The organism is Dactylosporangium sp. NPDC006015, from assembly GCF_040614215.1.
Lineage (GTDB): Bacteria > Actinomycetota > Actinomycetes > Mycobacteriales > Micromonosporaceae > Dactylosporangium > Dactylosporangium maewongense.
Genome location: NZ_JBEXUD010000008.1, coordinates 78,874 through 94,686 on the forward strand (window position 1 = coordinate 78,874; position 15,813 = coordinate 94,686).

Below are 15,813 nucleotides of genomic sequence, written 5' to 3' on the forward strand. Positions count from 1 at the left end.
GGACCGGGAGGATGCCCAGCCCCTGCACGGCCGAAACGGACGAGACCGAAACGATGGGAGTGACAGTGAGCACGGACGAGCGCACGTATCTCGTGGTGCGCAACCACGAGGACCAGTACTCGATCTGGCCCGCCGGGCAGGACGTCCCGGACGGCTGGGCCACCGAGGGCTTCGACGGCCCGAAGGACGACTGCCTCGCGCACATCGCCGAGGTATGGACCGACCTGCGCCCGCTGAGCCTGCGCCGCGCGGTCGTCGCCGAAGGAGGTGTTCACGTTGGCTGAGATGGTGCACACGCCGGAGACCAGGAACCCCGGAAACACCGAAGAGCCGCTCGCGGTGATCGGCATGAGCTGCCGCTTCGCCCCCGACCTCGACACACCCGGACAGCTGTGGGAGTTCCTGCGGGCCGGTCGCAGCGCCGTCGGCGAGATGCCCGCCCGGCGGTGGGACCCCTACGAGGCCGACCCGAAGAGCCGCGCGATCCTGCGCCAGACGACCCGCAAGGGCTCGTTCATGCAGGACATCGAGGGGTTCGACGCGGAGTTCTTCCAGATCACCCCGCGCGAGGCGGAGTACATCGACCCGCAGCAGCGGATCATGCTGGAGATGGCCTGGGAGGCGCTGTGCGACGCCGGGCTGCCGCCGACCTCGCTCGCCGGCACCGACGCCGGTGTCTACGTGGCCGCGAACACCAACGACTACGGCCGCCGGCTCCTGGAGGACCTGGACCGCACCGGCGCCTGGGCCGTGAACGGCACCACCTTCTACGGCATCGCCAACCGGATCTCATACTTCCTCGACGCGCACGGTCCGAGCATGGCGGTCGACACCGCGTGCGCCGGGTCGCTGACCGCGCTGCACGTCGCGTGCCAGGCCCTGCGCACCGGCGAGACCAGCGTCGCGATCGTCGGCGGCATCAACATCATGTCGTCGCCGGCGCTCGTGGTGGCGCTCGACGCGGCGTCCGCGACGTCGCCGGACGGGCGCAGCAAGGCGTTCGACAAGGCCGCCGACGGCTACGGCCGCGGTGAGGGCGGCGGCGTCGTCGTCCTCAAGCGTCTGTCCGACGCGGTCCGCGACGACGACCCGATCTACGGGCTCGTCATGGGCAGCGGCGTGTTCCAGGACGGCCGCTCCGACGGCATGATGGCCCCCAACAGCGAGGCCCAGCAGCGGATGCTGCAGGAGACCTACGAGCGGGCCGGCATCGACCCCAACACGGTGCAGTACGTCGAGGCGCACGGCACCGGCACCCAGCTGGGCGACACGGCCGAGGCGAAGGCCATCGGCAGCGTCTTCGGCCCCAGCCGGGACAGCGACGACCCGCTGCTGATCGGCACCCTCAAGCCCAACGTCGGGCACGTCGAGGCCGCCTCCGGCATCGCCGGCGTCATCAAGGTGCTGCTCGGCATGCAGCACGGTGAGCTGCCGCCCAGCCCGCACGAGGAGGTCAACCCCGAGCTGGGCCTGGACGACAACCGGATGCGCCTGGTCGGCGAGCCGACCCCGTGGCGCGCCGGTGCGCACGGCCGCCGCGCCGGTGTCTCCAGCTACGGCGTGGGCGGCTCGATCGCGCACGCCATCCTGCAGCAGGCCCCGGCGACCCGCCCGTCCGCCAACGGCCACGGCGGCGACAGGACCGCCCGCCCGTGGGTCTTCCCGATCTCGGCCGCCTCGGAGCAGGGCGTGCGCGGGCTGGCCGGCGCGGTCGCCGACTGGGTCCGCACCAACCGCGGCGCCGACCTCGACTCGCTCGCCCACACGCTGACCGGGCGCCGCTCGCACCTGGCCCGCCGGGCCGCGGTGGTGGCCGCCGGCGCCGACGAGCTCATCGAGGCCCTCGACGCGCTCGCCGACGGTGAGCACTCGCCCGACGCCGTCACCGGCGCCGCGCGCGCGTTCGGTGACAGCGGCGCCGACGGACCCGTCTGGGTGTTCTCCGGGCACGGCGCGCAGTGGGCCGGGATGGGTCAGGAGCTGCTCACCACCGAGCCGGCGTTCGCCCGCGTGATCGACGAGCTGGGCCCGGTCTTCGCCGAGGAGCTGGGCTGGACCCCGCGCGAGGCGATCGACGCCGGCGGCCCGTGGACGGTGACCCGCACCCAGGCGATGACCTGCGCGATGCAGGTCGCGCTCGCCGAGGTGTGGTCGGAGCTGGGTCTGGTCCCCGGCGCGATCATCGGGCACTCCGTCGGCGAGATCGCCGCCGCGGTCGCCGCCGGCAGCCTCGACCGGATCGACGCGGCACGCTTCGCCTGCCGCCGGGCCAAGGCCCTCGAGCAGGTCGCCGGGCAGGGCGCGATGGCGATGGTGCCGATGGCGTTCGCGGGCGTCGAGCAGCGGCTGGCGGGCCGCGACGGGGTCGTCGCCGGCATCGCCGCCAGCCCACTGTCCACAGTGGTCTCCGGCGACATCGACGCCGTCGAGGCGTTCGTGGCGGAGCTGTCGGGCGAGGGCATCCAGGCCCGCAAGGTCAACACCGACGTCGCCTTCCACTCGCCGCACGTGCGGGGCGAGGTCCTGGCGGAGGTCGGCCGGGCCGCGGCACAGCTGCATGCCCGCCCGCCGCAGGTGACGCTGTACAGCACGGCGATGGCGGACCCGCGCTCCGGCGCCGCCCGCGAGGGCGACTACTGGGCCACGAACCTGGCCGACCCGGTGCGCTTCCACCAGGCCGTGCGGGCCGCGCTCGACGACGGCGCCCGGGTGTTCCTGGAGGTGTCCTCGCACCCGGTCGTGGCGCACTCGATCAGCGAGACCGCGATCGACGCCGGCGTCTCCGACGCGCAGGTCGCCATCACGCTGCGCCGGGAGCAGCCGGAGCAGCGCACCGTCCTGACCAACCTGGCCCGCCTGCACTGCCTGGGCAGCCCGGTGCGCTGGTCGTACGCGGGCGAGCTCGTCGACGTGCCGGCCGTACGGTGGCAGCACAAGCCGTTCTGGATCTTCCCGGACACGCCGTCCGAGCACGCGGGCGTCGGCCACGACCCGGAGAAGCACACGCTGATCGGCGGGCACACCACCGTCGCCAGCGCCCCCGTGCAGCGGGTCTGGCAGACCGAGCTGAACATGGACAACCGGCCCTACGCGCAGTCGCACAAGGTCGTCGGCGTGGAGACGGTGCCGGCCTCGGTGGTGCTCAACTCGTTCATCGGTGCCGCCGCCGGTGACGGCGACGTGCCCTACGGGCTGCGTGACATCGTGTTCCGCATCCCCCTCGCCGCGCACCCGACCCGCATCGTGCAGGTCGTCATGGAGCAGGACAAGGTCCGGCTCGCCAGCCGCATCAAGCGCGAGGACGGCGCCGGCGGTGCCGGTGGCGGGGTCCGGGACGACGAGTGGCTGACCCACACGACCGCGACCGTCGTGCCGGAGCCCGAGGTCGGCACCACGCCGTTGGAGGACGTGGACACGATCCGTGCCCGCTGCCCGGTGTCGTGGACGTGGGCGAAGGTCGACGGCATCTTCCGCGCGATGGGTGTCGACGGCTACACGTTCCCGTGGGTCGTCGAGGAGCTGCTGCGCGGCGACGACGAGCAGATCGCGACGGTCACCGTCGACCACACGCCGAAGCTGCACCCGTCGAGCTGGACCGCGGTCGTCGACGCCGCCCTCACCGCCAGCGGCGTGCTGGTGATGACCGAGGACTCGACCGTGCTGCGGACCTGCTCGCACCTGGAGTCGCTGCAGTTCAAGGGCGCGCCGCCGCCGCGGATCTTCGTGCACACCACGCGGGACCCGCGCACGCCGGACACCATCAACATGCAGGTGGCCGACGAGACCGGCACCGTCGTGTGCGAGGCCCGCGGGCTGCGCTACGTCAAGGTGCAGGACATCGGCTCGGGTGCGGTCGGCCCGCGCGACCTGGTGCAGGAGCTGACCTGGGAGCCGGTCGAGGTGCGCGCCGACGCGCCGCAGCCGCGGCAGGCGCTGCTCCTCGGGCAGCCTGAAGGCGGTTCCGCGCTCGTCGACGCGCTCAACGCCCGCGGTGTCGAGACCCGCGCGACGACGGACCCGGCCGCGATCGGTGACGGCCTGCTGGCCGGCGGCGACGTGGTGATCGTGGCCCCGCCGGCGCTGCTGCCGGACGAGGCGCCCGAGCAGGCGGCCCGCCGCTGCGCGCAGGCGCTCGTCGACGCCGTCCAGCGGGTCGCCGCGATCGAGGACGAGCAGAAGCGGCCCACCATCTGGGCGCTGACCCGTGGGGTCCGGCAGGGCGGCACGGAAGGCGCGCTGGCGCACGCCCCGCTGTGGGGCGCGGGCCGGATCGTCGCCGGTGAGCGGCCCGACCTGTGGGGCGGCACCGTCGACGTGGACGGCGGCGTCGATCTGGCGTCGGTCGCCGGCGTCATCGGTGCGCTGCCGCCCAACGAGGACGTGCTGTCCAGCACGGCGGACGGGCTGTTCGCGGCCCGGCTGCGCCGGCTGGAGCGGCCCGCCGAGCGGGAGCCGGTGGACTGCCGTCCCGACGGCACCTACCTGGTCACCGGTGGTCTCGGCGCGCTCGGTCTGGAGGCCGCGCGGCACCTGGTCGAGCAGGGCGCCCGCCGCCTGGTGCTGGTCGGCCGCCGCGGGCTGCCGCCGCGCTCGGAGTGGGACGGCGTGACCGACCCGGCCGTGGCCGCACAGATCGCCGAGGTCGTCGCCCTGGAGGCGGCGGGTGCCACGGTACGGGTGCTGCGGCTGGACATCTCCGACCCGGAGGCGACCGCCAAGGCCCTCGACCCGGGCTCGCTGGACATGCCGGCCGTGCGCGGCATCGTGCACTGCGCCGGCGTGGTCTCCGACGCCCTGGTGGAGAAGACCAGGGCGGAGAACCTCGACACCACCATGGGACCGAAGGCCGACGGCGCGATGGTCCTGCACCGGCTGTACCCGGCCGGCACGCTGGACTTCTTCACGATGTTCTCCTCGTGCGGGCAGTTCGCCCGGCTCACCGGCCAGGTCAGCTACGCCTCGGCGAACTCGTTCCTGGACGCGCTCGCCGTGCTGCGGCGCTCGCAGGGCGAGATCGGCTCGACGAGCTTCGCGTGGGCGCAGTGGATCGGCCGCGGCATGGGCGAGACCACCGGCAAGGCCACGATCCTCGAGGCCGAGTCGCGCGGCCTGGGCGGCATCACCGTCAGCGAGGCGCTGCGCAGCTGGAGCTACGCGGACCGCTACGCGCTGCCGTACGTCACCGTCATGCGGGTCATGCCCGGCCACACCCTGCCCGTGTTCTCGCAGCTGTCGGTGACCGACGCCGCGGCGGAGAACACCGGCGGCGGCGCGGTCGACTGGGCGACGGTCCCCGCGGACGAGCTGGTGGAGAAGGTGACGGCGGAGACGCACGAGCAGGTCGCCGCCGAGCTGAACCTGGCGCCGGAGGACATCGCGATCGACCGGCCGCTGCTGGAGCTCGGGGTCGACTCGGTGCTCACCGTGGCGCTGCGGGTGCGGCTGCACCGCACGTTCGCGGTGGATCTGCCGCCGACGATCCTGTGGAGCAACCCGACGGTCCGCGCCCTCGCCGAGTTCCTCGCGGGCGAGGTCGGCGGCGCGGCGGAAGAGCCGGCTCAGGAGTCGGCACAGGAACAGGCAAAGGGGGAGGCCCAGGACGCGGCTGCCGGGGGCGCCTCGGAGACGCCTCCTTCCGAGGGGCCCGGGACCGACGGGACGCCGAGCCTGACCAGGCAGGTGCCCCCGGTCCGGGCGGAGACCCCGGTAGCCGCCGCATGAGACGGGACCGGGACGGTGATGACCTCGCCGTCCCGGTCCCACCGGGCCCGGGACGGTGCGACCCACCAGTCCCGGGCCCGTCGTATCAGCGAAGATGCTCCGACAGTCAACAAGACACGATGTAGAGTTCATAGTATTCTCTAGGCATTGACTGTAGAGCCCCCGAGTGTGCGTATACGCCCACGTCGACCCATCGAGGGGAGCCACTGATGGACAGTTCCGAGGACCTCCGCGCCGGTGACGTCGCGCGTCACGGTTGGGCACACGGCCGGCTGCCGCTGCCCACCGAAGGAGACGACTGGCACCGCTTCACGGCCGCCTGGGACGACCTGGTCCCGGACGCCTACCTCGGCCCCGCGCGGTGCCGCCGCAACCGCCGCTACGGCCGCGTGCTCGCCCACCGCGACGGCACGCTGGAACCGCTGCTGGGCACCGAGTTCTTCCAGAGCAAGCAGATCAACCGGGCGTTCGGCGACCAGCTGCGCGTCTTCGAGCCGCTGACCGACAAGGCCCTCACCAGCTGCCGCTTCAGCGAGATCCTGCAGGAGTCGGTCGGCCTGGTGAACGAGGCGGCCGGCGACCGCGACTGGGAGCTCGGTGTCCACTTCATCCGGGTGATCGCCGAGCCCGACGAGGGTTCGGAGCCCGCGCCGGAGGGCCGGCACTCCGACGGGCACGAGTACGTGGCGATCCACCTGATCGGCCGGCACCACTGCGTCGGCGGCGAGAGCCAGGTCTTCCGCCGCGGCGAGGAGCGGGTCGAGCACAGCGTCACCATGACCGAGCCGCTCGAGGCGCTGGTGCTGTCCGACACGACGATGGAGCACGCCGTCAGCGAGATCCGCACCGAGGACCGGTCCGTGCCCGGCTGGCGCGACACGATGATCGTCGACTTCAACACCGTGCAGGACCTCACCGAGGTGAACGGGCGCACGCACAGCTCCCTGCAGGCACTGTCGCTGTTCTGATTGGAGGGTTCGATGAGCAGCCAGGTTTCCAGCGCTCCCGGCCGTGTCGTGCGGCGGCTGCCGGCCTCGACGGCGCGCCCCGAGTTCTGCCTGATCGGCATCGACGACCTGCTCAACAACCGGGCGACGACGAGCGTCGAGGACCTCGGGCTCGGCCGGCTCAACGCGTGGGGCAACTCGTTCCCCGCCGGGGAGCTGCCCGCGCCGCGCACGGTGATCGAGGTTGCCGGCATCCCGTTCGTGTGGCCCGACGTCCACGCCGGCGGCGACAACGTCCGCGCCGAGGGGCAGGTCATCGAGGTCCCGCCGGGCCGCTACGACTGGATCTACCTGCTGGCCGCCTCCGAGCGGCGCAGCGAGGACATCCTCTGGGCGCACTACGAAGACGGATACGCCGACCCGCTGCGGGTGGGTGTCTCGGACTTCCTGGACGGCACGCCCGCGTTCGGCGAGGAGCCCGCGTTCAAGACCGGGAAGATGCACTACCCGCACCACGTACAGCAGGGGCTGCCGACGACGATGTGGCTGTCGCGGATCGGGATGCCGCGCCACGGCGTCGCCACCGCGCTGCGCCTGCCGCGCCTGGTCGCCCTGCACGTCTTCGCGGTCACGCTGGTGACCGGCGTCGACGTCCGGCTCGCGGACGGTGTCGCCGCATGATGTCGACCCGCACCCTCGACGAGGTCCGGCTGTGGACCCGCGACCTCGGCAGCTGCCTGCACGGCACGCTCGCGACCGTGCTCCTGCACGACGGGCACGACCCGGTCACCGTGCTGGGCGCGCCGTGGGAGTTCCGCCGCAAGGCCGGCGCCTGGACCACCGAGGAGTACTACTACCACGCCGAGCCGGACTCCCTCGCCAAGCGGCTCGCGCTCTTCCACCCCTTCGAGTCGAGCTGGCACCGGAGCACCTCGCAGGATGGAGACGGCCTGGACGAGCTTCGGGACGCGCTCGCAGCCGGGGTGCTGCCGATCGCCGCGGTGGACAACTTCCACCTGCCGTTCCGGCCTGCCTTCCACGACGTGCACGCCGCGCACCTGCTGGTGGTGTGGCGGATCACGGACACCGAGGTGTTCGTGTCCGACGCCCAGCCGCCGGCGTTCCAGGGCCCGATCCCGATCGCGGACTTCATGGCGAGCTGGGGCTCGGCGAACCCCGCCGACGACGGCGACGTGTTCTTCAGCGCCAGCCCCAGCGACCGCCGGTGGCTGCACGCGAGCATGCGGGGACCCGTGCCGGAGCCGGACCGCGCATGGACCGCGGACGTCATCCGGGAGAACGTCGCCCGCTTCCGGCGGCCGTCGGAAGGCGACACCCTGTCCGGGGTGGACGGCCTGCGCGACTACCTCGACGAGCTGTGCGCGCTGCCGCCCGGGTCCGGCGCGGCCGAGGTCGCGCTCAGCGAGCTGTACGTGATCAGCTGGAACATCCAGGCGCAGGCGGGCCTGCACGCGGAGTTCCTACGCCGGCAGGGCCTCGCCCTGCAGAGCCTCGACCTCACGGAGGCCGCCGCGCGGGTGAACGCCGTCGCGCACGGCTGGACCGGCGTGCGGATGACCGGCGCCCACTCGCGGGTCTGGGACCGGCACCGCCCCGCCGAGCTGCGCGCCCACAGCACCGAGCTGCTCCGCCGCCTCGAGGTCGCCATCGAGCAGCTGGACCGCACCGCGGACGCCCTGTCCCGGAGGGCCTGAACGCCGCCGGGCCGATCAGAGAGGCCATCGTGGACACCACAGACATGCCGATCGCCGTCGTCGCCTCCCGGGTCCGCCGGGAGGAGCGGCTGATCCTGCAGACCCTGCAGGCGCGCGGGGTCAACCACGAGCACGTGGACCCCCGGAAGCTGACGGTCATGCTCGCCGACGGGCGCCCGCCGTTCCGTGCGGCGCTCATGCGCGAGGTCAGCCACAGCCGCGCCGCGTCGGTCGCCTCGACCCTGGACGCGCTCGGCGTCCCCACGCTCAACCGCCCGCCGGTGCTGGAGACGTGCGGCGACAAACTGCGCACCACCCTGGCGTTCCACAACGCCGGCCTGCCGATCCCGCAGGCCGCCGTCGCGTGGGGCACCGGCGCCGCCCTGGAGGTCATGCCGAAGCTCGGCTACCCCCTCGTGGCGAAGCCGGTGACCGGGTCGTGGGGCAACCTGACGGCGCGGGTCCACGACGAGGAGCAGGGCCAGGCGATCCTGGAGCACCGCGCCGCGCTGCCCAACCCGCAGCAGCACGTGTACTACCTGCAGGAGCACATCGACAAGCCGGGCAAGGACATCAAGTCCTACGTGGCCGGCGACGAGGTCGTCTGCGCGATTTACAAGAACGCCGTCGACGACTGGCGCACCAACACCGCGATCGGCGGCGCGCCGACGCCGTGCCCGATCACCGACGAGCTCAACGAGCTCGCCGTGGCCGCCGCGCACGCGGTCGGCGGCGGCTTCCTCGGCGTCGACATCCTCATCGACCAGGAAGGCCGCCTGTTCGCCAACGAGGTGAACCACACGCCGGAGTTCCACGGCGCCATCGACGCCACCGACGTGGACGTCGCGGGCTGCATCGTCGACTGGGCGCTCGGCACCATCGAGGAGGTCGAGTCGGTATGACCCAGTCGTTGCTGGCACTGTGGAGCGCGCCGCGCTCGCGGTCCACCGTGTTCTTCCGGATGATGCTGGAGCGCGACGACCTCCTCGCCGTGCACGAGCCCTTCTGCAACATCGCCAACGACGGCCGCACCGAGGCCGGCGACCGCGTCGCGCGGACCCCCGACGAGCTGATGGACGCGCTGCTGGACCTGTCGGCGGGCGCGACGGTCTTCTTCAAGGACACCACCGACTGCCGCTACGACGAGGTCTTCGCCCGCGAGGACTTCCTCAAGGGCACGCGGCACGCGTTCCTGCTGCGGGACCCGCGCGAGATCATCCCGTCGTACGCGGCGATCCGCCCCGAGATGGCGCTGCACGAGGTCGGCGTCGAGTACCTGCACCGCATCCATCAGACGGTGCTCGACGCGGGCGGTGAGCCGATCGTCATCGACTCCGACGACCTCGTCGACCGTCCGGGGGCGACGGTGCGGGCGTACTGCGACGCCGTGGGCCTGCCGTTCAGCGAGGACGTCCTGCAATGGCTGCCGGGGGAGCGGCCCGAGTGGCGGCAGTCGGCGCGCTGGCACACCGACGTCAGCGAGAGCTCCACCGTCCGGCGCACCGAGCGCGCCTACGCGCGGACGGTCGAGACGGATCCGTTGCTGCGCCGCTATTACGAGCACCACCTGCCGTTCTACGAGCAGCTGTTTCATCGACGGATCCGGATTCCCTGAGTTGCCGCTCACATACTGTGCAGTTACTGTTGCCTTAGCCGACAATCGACACATACGACATGCACAGGCGATATCGAAAGGCATGGTTGATGATTATCTCAACGCCGCCGTTCTGTCCGGTGCAGTTCGACGACCCCGATCTGCTCGACTCCGCATTCCACGCCGTGACGGACATGCATGCGCTGTGGGCGCACCTGCGTGAGGTGGCGCCGGTCTACAAGGCGGACCCCGGCGGCGGCCGGGAGCCGTTCTGGGTGGTGACCCGGCACGACGACGTCACCCGCGTGCTGCGCACCCCGACCGAGTTCTCCTCCCGGCGCGGCACGATCCTCAGCGTCCTGGACCTGAACACGCCCGACATCGCCACCGACGACATGCTCGCCGACACCGACCCGCCGCGCCACGGCGAGCTGCGCAAGCCGCTCAACCCGGCGTTCGCGCCGGAGCTGGTCGAGACGCACGACGAGCTGATCCGCGGGCTGGCCCGCGACGCGATCCGGCGGGCGATCGACAAGGACGTCCACGACATCGCCCACGACACGATGATGTTCGCGATGTCGATCACCGGCACGCTGATGGGCCTGCCCCCGCAGGACTGGGAGCACCTCATGCACGTGGTGATGATGACGATCGCGTACGAGGACCCGACCTACGCCTCCGGCAACGCGATGTCGACCGTCCGGCAGGCCCGGCACCAGATGTTCGAGGCGTTCCGCGAGCAGTTCGCGAAGCGCGAGCGCGGCGCCGAGAACCCCGACGCGATCGGCAGGATGCGCAACATGGACCTGACCGAGGGTCCGATGTCGGAGCAGCAGGCGATGGTCAACGGGTACGTGCTGCTCATCGGCGCCAACGTGACGACGCCGCACACGCTGTGCACCCTGTTCAACCAGTGGGCCGAGCACCCGGAGCAGTTCGAGCGGCTGCGCGACAACCGCGACGACATCCAGATCGCCCTCGCCGAGGTGCTGCGCTGGGCGTCGCCGGTCACCGCGCTCATGCGCTACGCCATCCAGGACGTGGAGCTGCAGGGGCAGACCATCAAGGCCGGCGACCCGGTCAGCGCGTGGCTCGGCTCCGCCAACCGCGACGAGCGGGTCTTCAAGGACCCGTACACCTTCGACCTGACCCGCCGGCCCAACCGGCACCTCGCGTTCGGCGTCGGCCCGCACTACTGCATCGGTGCCGGGATGGCGAAGGTGACGCTGCAGATCTTCATCGAGGAGATGCTCGACCTGGTCGACACCGTCGAGATCGCCGGCGAGGTCCAGCACGTCGCGTCGCACTTCGTGCCCGGGTACAAGAGCCTGCCGGTGCGCTTCACGCCGCGGAAGGTGGCGGCCGCGCTGTGAGCATCCCGCAGACCACCGCGCCGTGGTTCGACCAGCGGTTCCGGTCGGTCACCGCGACCCACAGCCTCTACTGCTTCCCGTTCGCGGGCGGCTCCGCCACCTACTACGCCGCCTGGGAGAAGTACTTCACCGGGCGGATCGAGCTGGTGCCGGTGCAGCTGCCGGGGCGCGGCGCCCGGATGGCCGAGCAGCCCGTCAGCGACCTGGCCGGCCTCGCCGACGACCTCGCCGAGGTGATCGCCGGCGAGCCGACCGAGACCGTGCTCTTCGGGCACAGCATGGGCGCCATCCTCGCCTTCGAGGTCGCCCGCCGGCTCAAGACCGCCGGGCGTCCCGTGCGGCACCTGTTCGTGACGGGCCGGCCCGCGCCGCCGATCGTGCGCCCGCGGGAGCCGGTCAGCGACCTGCCGCGGGCCGAGTTCATCGAGATGCTGCGCGACTACGGCGCCGCCGACAACGCGGTCTTCGAGCACGACGACCTGCTGGACCTGCTGATGCCGATGCTCCGGGCGGACTTCTCGATGATCGAGCGCTACCGGATGGCGCCCGGACCGCAGCTGTCGTGCCCGGTCACCGCCTGGTGCGGCGACAGCGACCCGGGCGTGCCGCCGTCGGCGATGGCCCCGTGGGGCGAGCAGACGTCGGGGGCGTTCGCGCTCTCGGTCCTGCCCGGCGGGCACTTCTTCCTCACCGAGCACCACGCCCGGATCGTGCGGGAGGCCCACGCCGTACTCCGTGGCGTCTGACGCGTTCTGACGTTGCTTAAGGAGCCTGAGCATGGATTTCGATGTTCCCCAGGAGACCGCCGACTTCGCCGCCGAGGTCGAGCGGGTGCTGAGGTCGCCGGAGACGGCGCGGCTGCTGCACGACGTCCATGCCCGCGCCGACGGGATGGACGGCGACGTCCGCCCGCTCTACCGGCACCTCGGCGCCGCCGGCATCCTCGCGCCCTCGTGGCCCGTCGAGTACGGCGGCCGCGGCCTCGACTACACCGCGACCGTGACGCTGCTGGAGCAGCTCGTCGCGCACGGCATCCCGCAGAACCTGTACTGCATCTCGGTGCAGAACGTCGGCTCGCTGATCCTCGCGTCCGGCGACGAGCGGCAGCGCAAGACCCTGCTGCCGGCGATGGCGAGCGCCGAGACGACCGCCTGCATCCTCTTCACCGAGCCGACCAACGGCTCCGACCTCGCCGCGCTGCAGACGACCGCGGTCCGTGACGGTGACGGCTGGGTCATCAACGGGCGCAAGACGTACAACCTCAAGAGCGCCTACGCGGACTTCGCGCTGATCGCGGTGCGCACCGACCCGCAGAGCAGCCAGTACGAGGGCATCACCCTGTTCCTTGTCCCGCTCGACGCGCCGGGTGTGGTGATCCGCCCGATCCCCAGCCTCGCCAACGAGCAGTTCCACGACATCTGGTTCACCGACGTGCGCGTCGGCGACGACGCGGTGTTCGGCAAGCCGGGCGCCGGCTGGTCGCTGATCACGCAGATGTTCGCCGCGGAGCGCACCGGCCTGGACTACTACGCGCGCGGCCGGCACTGGCTCAACATGATCGCCGAGCGGCTCGACGCCGACGGCCGCCGCCCCGGCGACGTCACCCGGGTCGGCCTCGCCAAGCACCGCACCCGCCTCGCGGCCAGCAAGCTGCTCAGCTGCCAGGTGATGCAGAACCTGCAGGACGGCAACGCCGACATCGCCGAGTCCTCGTTCGCGAAGTGGCACTGCAGCGAGACCGGCCAGCGGATCGCCTGGTGGGCCCTGGACGCGCTCGGCCCCGACGTGCTCGTGCCTGGCCCCGGCGCCGGTGACCGCATCCTCGAGGCGGCGCTGCGCGAGTCGCCCGGCGTCACCATCTCCGGCGGGGCGTCCGAGGTCATGATCGACATTTTGAGCAGCGCGCGGGTGTACGACGCGGGCGGTGCCGCCGCACCCGCGCCCGGACCGGCGCTCGACCCCGTGCAGGAGCGGCTGCGGGAGGCGGTCGACGCGGTGCTCACCCGCACCGGCGACCTGTCCGAGCAGCTCGGGACGATCGGCGTGCCGGCCCTCAGCGCGCCCGCGAGCCTCGGCGGCGCCGCGCTCGGCCTCGGCGCCGACATCGTCATCAACGACCGGCTCGGCCACGCGCTGCAGCCCCTCGCCTGCTACCGCGACACCGCGTTCGCCCTCGACCTGCTCGACGGCGCCGACGTGCCGGCCGACATCCCCGCCGACATCCTCAGCGGGCTGCTCGACGGCACCAGCCACGGCGTCGTGATCGGCGCCCGCGGCCCGTCCGGCGTGCGGGTGAAGGGCGACGGCACGCTGTGGGGCGAGTCGGAGCCGCTGCCGCGCGGCACCGCCGGGCTGTGCGTGGTGCGCACCGACGAAGGGTGGCACCTCGTCCTGCCGGACCCCGCCACCTGCCTCGTGGACGCGTTCGAGCACTTCGGCACGCCCGCCACCCGGATCCGCTTCGACGGCGCACCTGCCGAGCCGCTGCCGATCACCGAGGAGCGGTGGCGGCGGGCCCTCGACGCGGCCCGGCTCCGGCAGGCGGCGCTGCTGCTCGGCGTCGCCGACCGCATCCTCGAGGTGGCCCGCGCGCACGTCAACACCCGCGTCCAGTCCGGCCGGCCGCTGGTCGAGCGGCAGACGGTGGCGCACCGGCTGGCGACGCTGGTGGGGGAGGGCGACGGGTGGCGGCTCGTGCTGCACCGGGCCGCCTGGCAGTTCGACCGCGACGAGGACGCGTCGGCGGCGTCGGTACTGGCGGCGCTGGCCGAACACGCGCAGCTGGCCAGCCGCACGGCGCTCCAGCTCCACGGCGTGCGGGGCATGCTCGCCCATTCGACGACGGCCACCGCGTATCGGCAGGTGTCCGTGGAGTCGACCCGCCTCGGCAGCCCCGCCGACCTGTGGCTGGCCGCGGCCGCCTGAGCCGGCCGCTTGCGTGATCCGCACGGTCGTGCTTTTCTTAGCGCATGGGGAAGGGTGAGGAGACCCGGCTCGCGGTGCTGGACGAGGCCGCGAGCGTCGCGCGGGCCGTCGGTCTCGGCGGGCTGACCATCGGCACCCTCGCCGAGCGCACGGCCCTGTCCAAGAGCGGGCTCTTCGGGCACTTCAAGTCCAAGGAGTCGCTGCAGGTCCAGGTGCTGCAGCACGCGCGGACCCGGTTCGTCGACCACGTGGTGCGCCCCGCGCTGGGCGCGCCCCGCGGCGAGCCGCGCCTGCGCGTGCTGTTCGAAGGCTGGCTGCGGTGGGAGGCGGCGCCCGGCGGCTGCCTGTTCGTCACCGCGGCCGCCGAGTTCCACCACCAGCCCGGCGTCGTGCGCGAGGAGGTCGTGCGCGGCGAGCGCGACATGATCGACATGATCTCCACCATGTTCCGGGCCGGGATCGCCGACGGCGCGTTCCGCGCGGACCTGGACCCCGGCCAGGCCGCGTACGAGTTCAACGGCATCCTGCTCGTCTTCCATCAGGCGTTCCATCTGCTCGAGGACGAGCATGCCGAGCCGCGCGCCCGGCTCGCCCTCGACACCCTGCTCGACCGCGCCCGTAGCTGACCTTCCCGAGGAGTCGTCATGACCGCTGTCCTGGCTGCGCAAAAAAGCACGAACGATCGGTTTTTTCGAGCGCCGCGCCCGTTGCGGCTCGCGTTCGGTTTCCTGGAGCGGGCCGCGCCGTCGGTCGGCGCGCGGTGGGCGGAGCGGATCTGGTTCCGCCTGCCCAGGCAGACCGCGCGGCTGTCGACCGCCGGCAGCCCGTTCACCGTCCACGTCGGCGGCGTCGCCGTCGAGGGCGCCACCTGGGGCGCGGGTCCCAACGTGTACCTGTTGCACGGCTGGGCCGGGCACCGCGGCCAGCTGGAGCCCTTCGTGCCGGGGCTCGTCGAGCGCGGCTTCCGGGTGATCGCCTTCGACGCGCCCAGCCACGGCGCGTCGGCACCCGGCAGGTTCGGGCCGCGGTCCTCGTCCATCCCGGAGTTCGCCGACGCCCTGAGCGCCGTCGTCGCCGAGCACGGCCCCGCCGAGGCGATCGTCGCCCACTCGCTCGGCTCGGTCGCCGCCGCGGTCGCCCTGTGCGACGGGCTGCGCGCGGGGCGGGTCGCGATGATCGCCCCGATGGCGAGCCCCGCGTCCTACGCCCGCTACTTCGCCCGGGTCCTCGGCTTCGGCGACCGGACCCTGACCCGCCTGTCCCGGCGCGTCGAGCGGCGGGTCGGGGCCCCGATGCACCACTTCGACGTGCCGGCCATCGGCAGCGCCGTACAGATGCCGCAGACGCTGATCGTGCACGACCGTGCGGACCGGTCGATCCCCGTCACGGACGGGATCGCGATCGCCGAGGCGTGGCCGTCGGCGCGGCTGCACGTCACCACCGGACTCGGCCACCGGCGGCTGCTGCGGGAGCCCGCGGTCGTCGCCGCCGTCGTGGACTTCGTCGACGGCAAGGAGCCCGACCTGGCCGGGTGACGC

At 72.7% G+C, this 15,813-nt stretch carries 12 protein-coding genes; all 12 read left to right on the forward strand.

Going from position 1 to position 15,813, the window contains the following annotated elements:
- Positions 1–59: 59 nt before the first annotated feature.
- The 12 genes from ABZ321_RS16140 to ABZ321_RS16195 all read left to right on the forward strand — a co-directional run bounded on the left by ABZ321_RS16140 (position 60) and on the right by ABZ321_RS16195 (position 15,810).
- On the forward strand, positions 60–284 hold the full coding sequence (locus ABZ321_RS16140) for an MbtH family NRPS accessory protein (protein ID WP_344509536.1): 225 nt from the start codon (positions 60–62) through the stop codon (positions 282–284).
- Position 285: 1 nt separating this feature from the next.
- Entirely contained in the window at positions 286–5,721 is a 5,436-nt protein-coding gene (locus ABZ321_RS16145; RefSeq protein ID WP_354892193.1) for a type I polyketide synthase, read from the forward strand.
- 209 nt (positions 5,722–5,930) lie between these two features.
- Entirely contained in the window at positions 5,931–6,689 is a 759-nt protein-coding gene (locus ABZ321_RS16150; RefSeq protein WP_344509538.1) for a 2OG-Fe dioxygenase family protein, read from the forward strand.
- A 12-nt stretch (positions 6,690–6,701) separates the two neighbouring features.
- Positions 6,702–7,349: a hypothetical protein gene (locus ABZ321_RS16155; RefSeq protein WP_354891587.1), complete on the forward strand. Its 648-nt coding sequence runs from the start codon at positions 6,702–6,704 to the stop codon at positions 7,347–7,349.
- The gene (locus ABZ321_RS16160; protein WP_344509542.1) at positions 7,346–8,383 is read left to right on the forward strand and encodes a BtrH N-terminal domain-containing protein; all 1,038 of its coding nucleotides are present in this window, start codon (positions 7,346–7,348) and stop codon (positions 8,381–8,383) included. Before ABZ321_RS16155 ends, ABZ321_RS16160 begins: the two co-directional genes overlap by 4 nt.
- 29 nt (positions 8,384–8,412) lie before the next feature.
- Positions 8,413–9,285: a lysine biosynthesis protein LysX gene (gene lysX, locus ABZ321_RS16165; RefSeq protein WP_344509544.1), complete on the forward strand. Its 873-nt coding sequence runs from the start codon at positions 8,413–8,415 to the stop codon at positions 9,283–9,285.
- Entirely contained in the window at positions 9,282–9,998 is a 717-nt protein-coding gene (locus ABZ321_RS16170) for a hypothetical protein (RefSeq protein ID WP_354891592.1), read from the forward strand. Before lysX ends, ABZ321_RS16170 begins: the two co-directional genes overlap by 4 nt.
- A gap of 89 nt (positions 9,999–10,087) precedes the next feature.
- Positions 10,088–11,350 (forward strand): cytochrome P450, encoded by a 1,263-nt coding sequence (locus ABZ321_RS16175; RefSeq protein WP_344509548.1) that lies wholly within the window; start codon positions 10,088–10,090, stop codon positions 11,348–11,350.
- Positions 11,347–12,096: an alpha/beta fold hydrolase gene (locus tag ABZ321_RS16180; protein ID WP_354891597.1), complete on the forward strand. Its 750-nt coding sequence runs from the start codon at positions 11,347–11,349 to the stop codon at positions 12,094–12,096. The genes ABZ321_RS16175 and ABZ321_RS16180 overlap by 4 nt, the downstream gene beginning before the upstream one ends.
- 31 nt (positions 12,097–12,127) lie before the next feature.
- A complete protein-coding gene (locus ABZ321_RS16185; protein ID WP_344509553.1) occupies positions 12,128–14,275 on the forward strand; it encodes an acyl-CoA dehydrogenase family protein in 2,148 nt (715 codons plus the stop codon).
- 44 nt (positions 14,276–14,319) lie between these two features.
- Positions 14,320–14,901 carry a TetR/AcrR family transcriptional regulator gene (locus ABZ321_RS16190; RefSeq protein ID WP_354891600.1) on the forward strand — a complete coding sequence of 194 codons (582 nt, stop codon included), beginning with the start codon at positions 14,320–14,322 and terminating at the stop codon, positions 14,899–14,901.
- An 18-nt stretch (positions 14,902–14,919) separates the two neighbouring features.
- Positions 14,920–15,810 (forward strand): alpha/beta fold hydrolase, encoded by an 891-nt coding sequence (locus ABZ321_RS16195; protein WP_354891603.1) that lies wholly within the window; start codon positions 14,920–14,922, stop codon positions 15,808–15,810.
- Positions 15,811–15,813 lie beyond the last annotated feature (3 nt).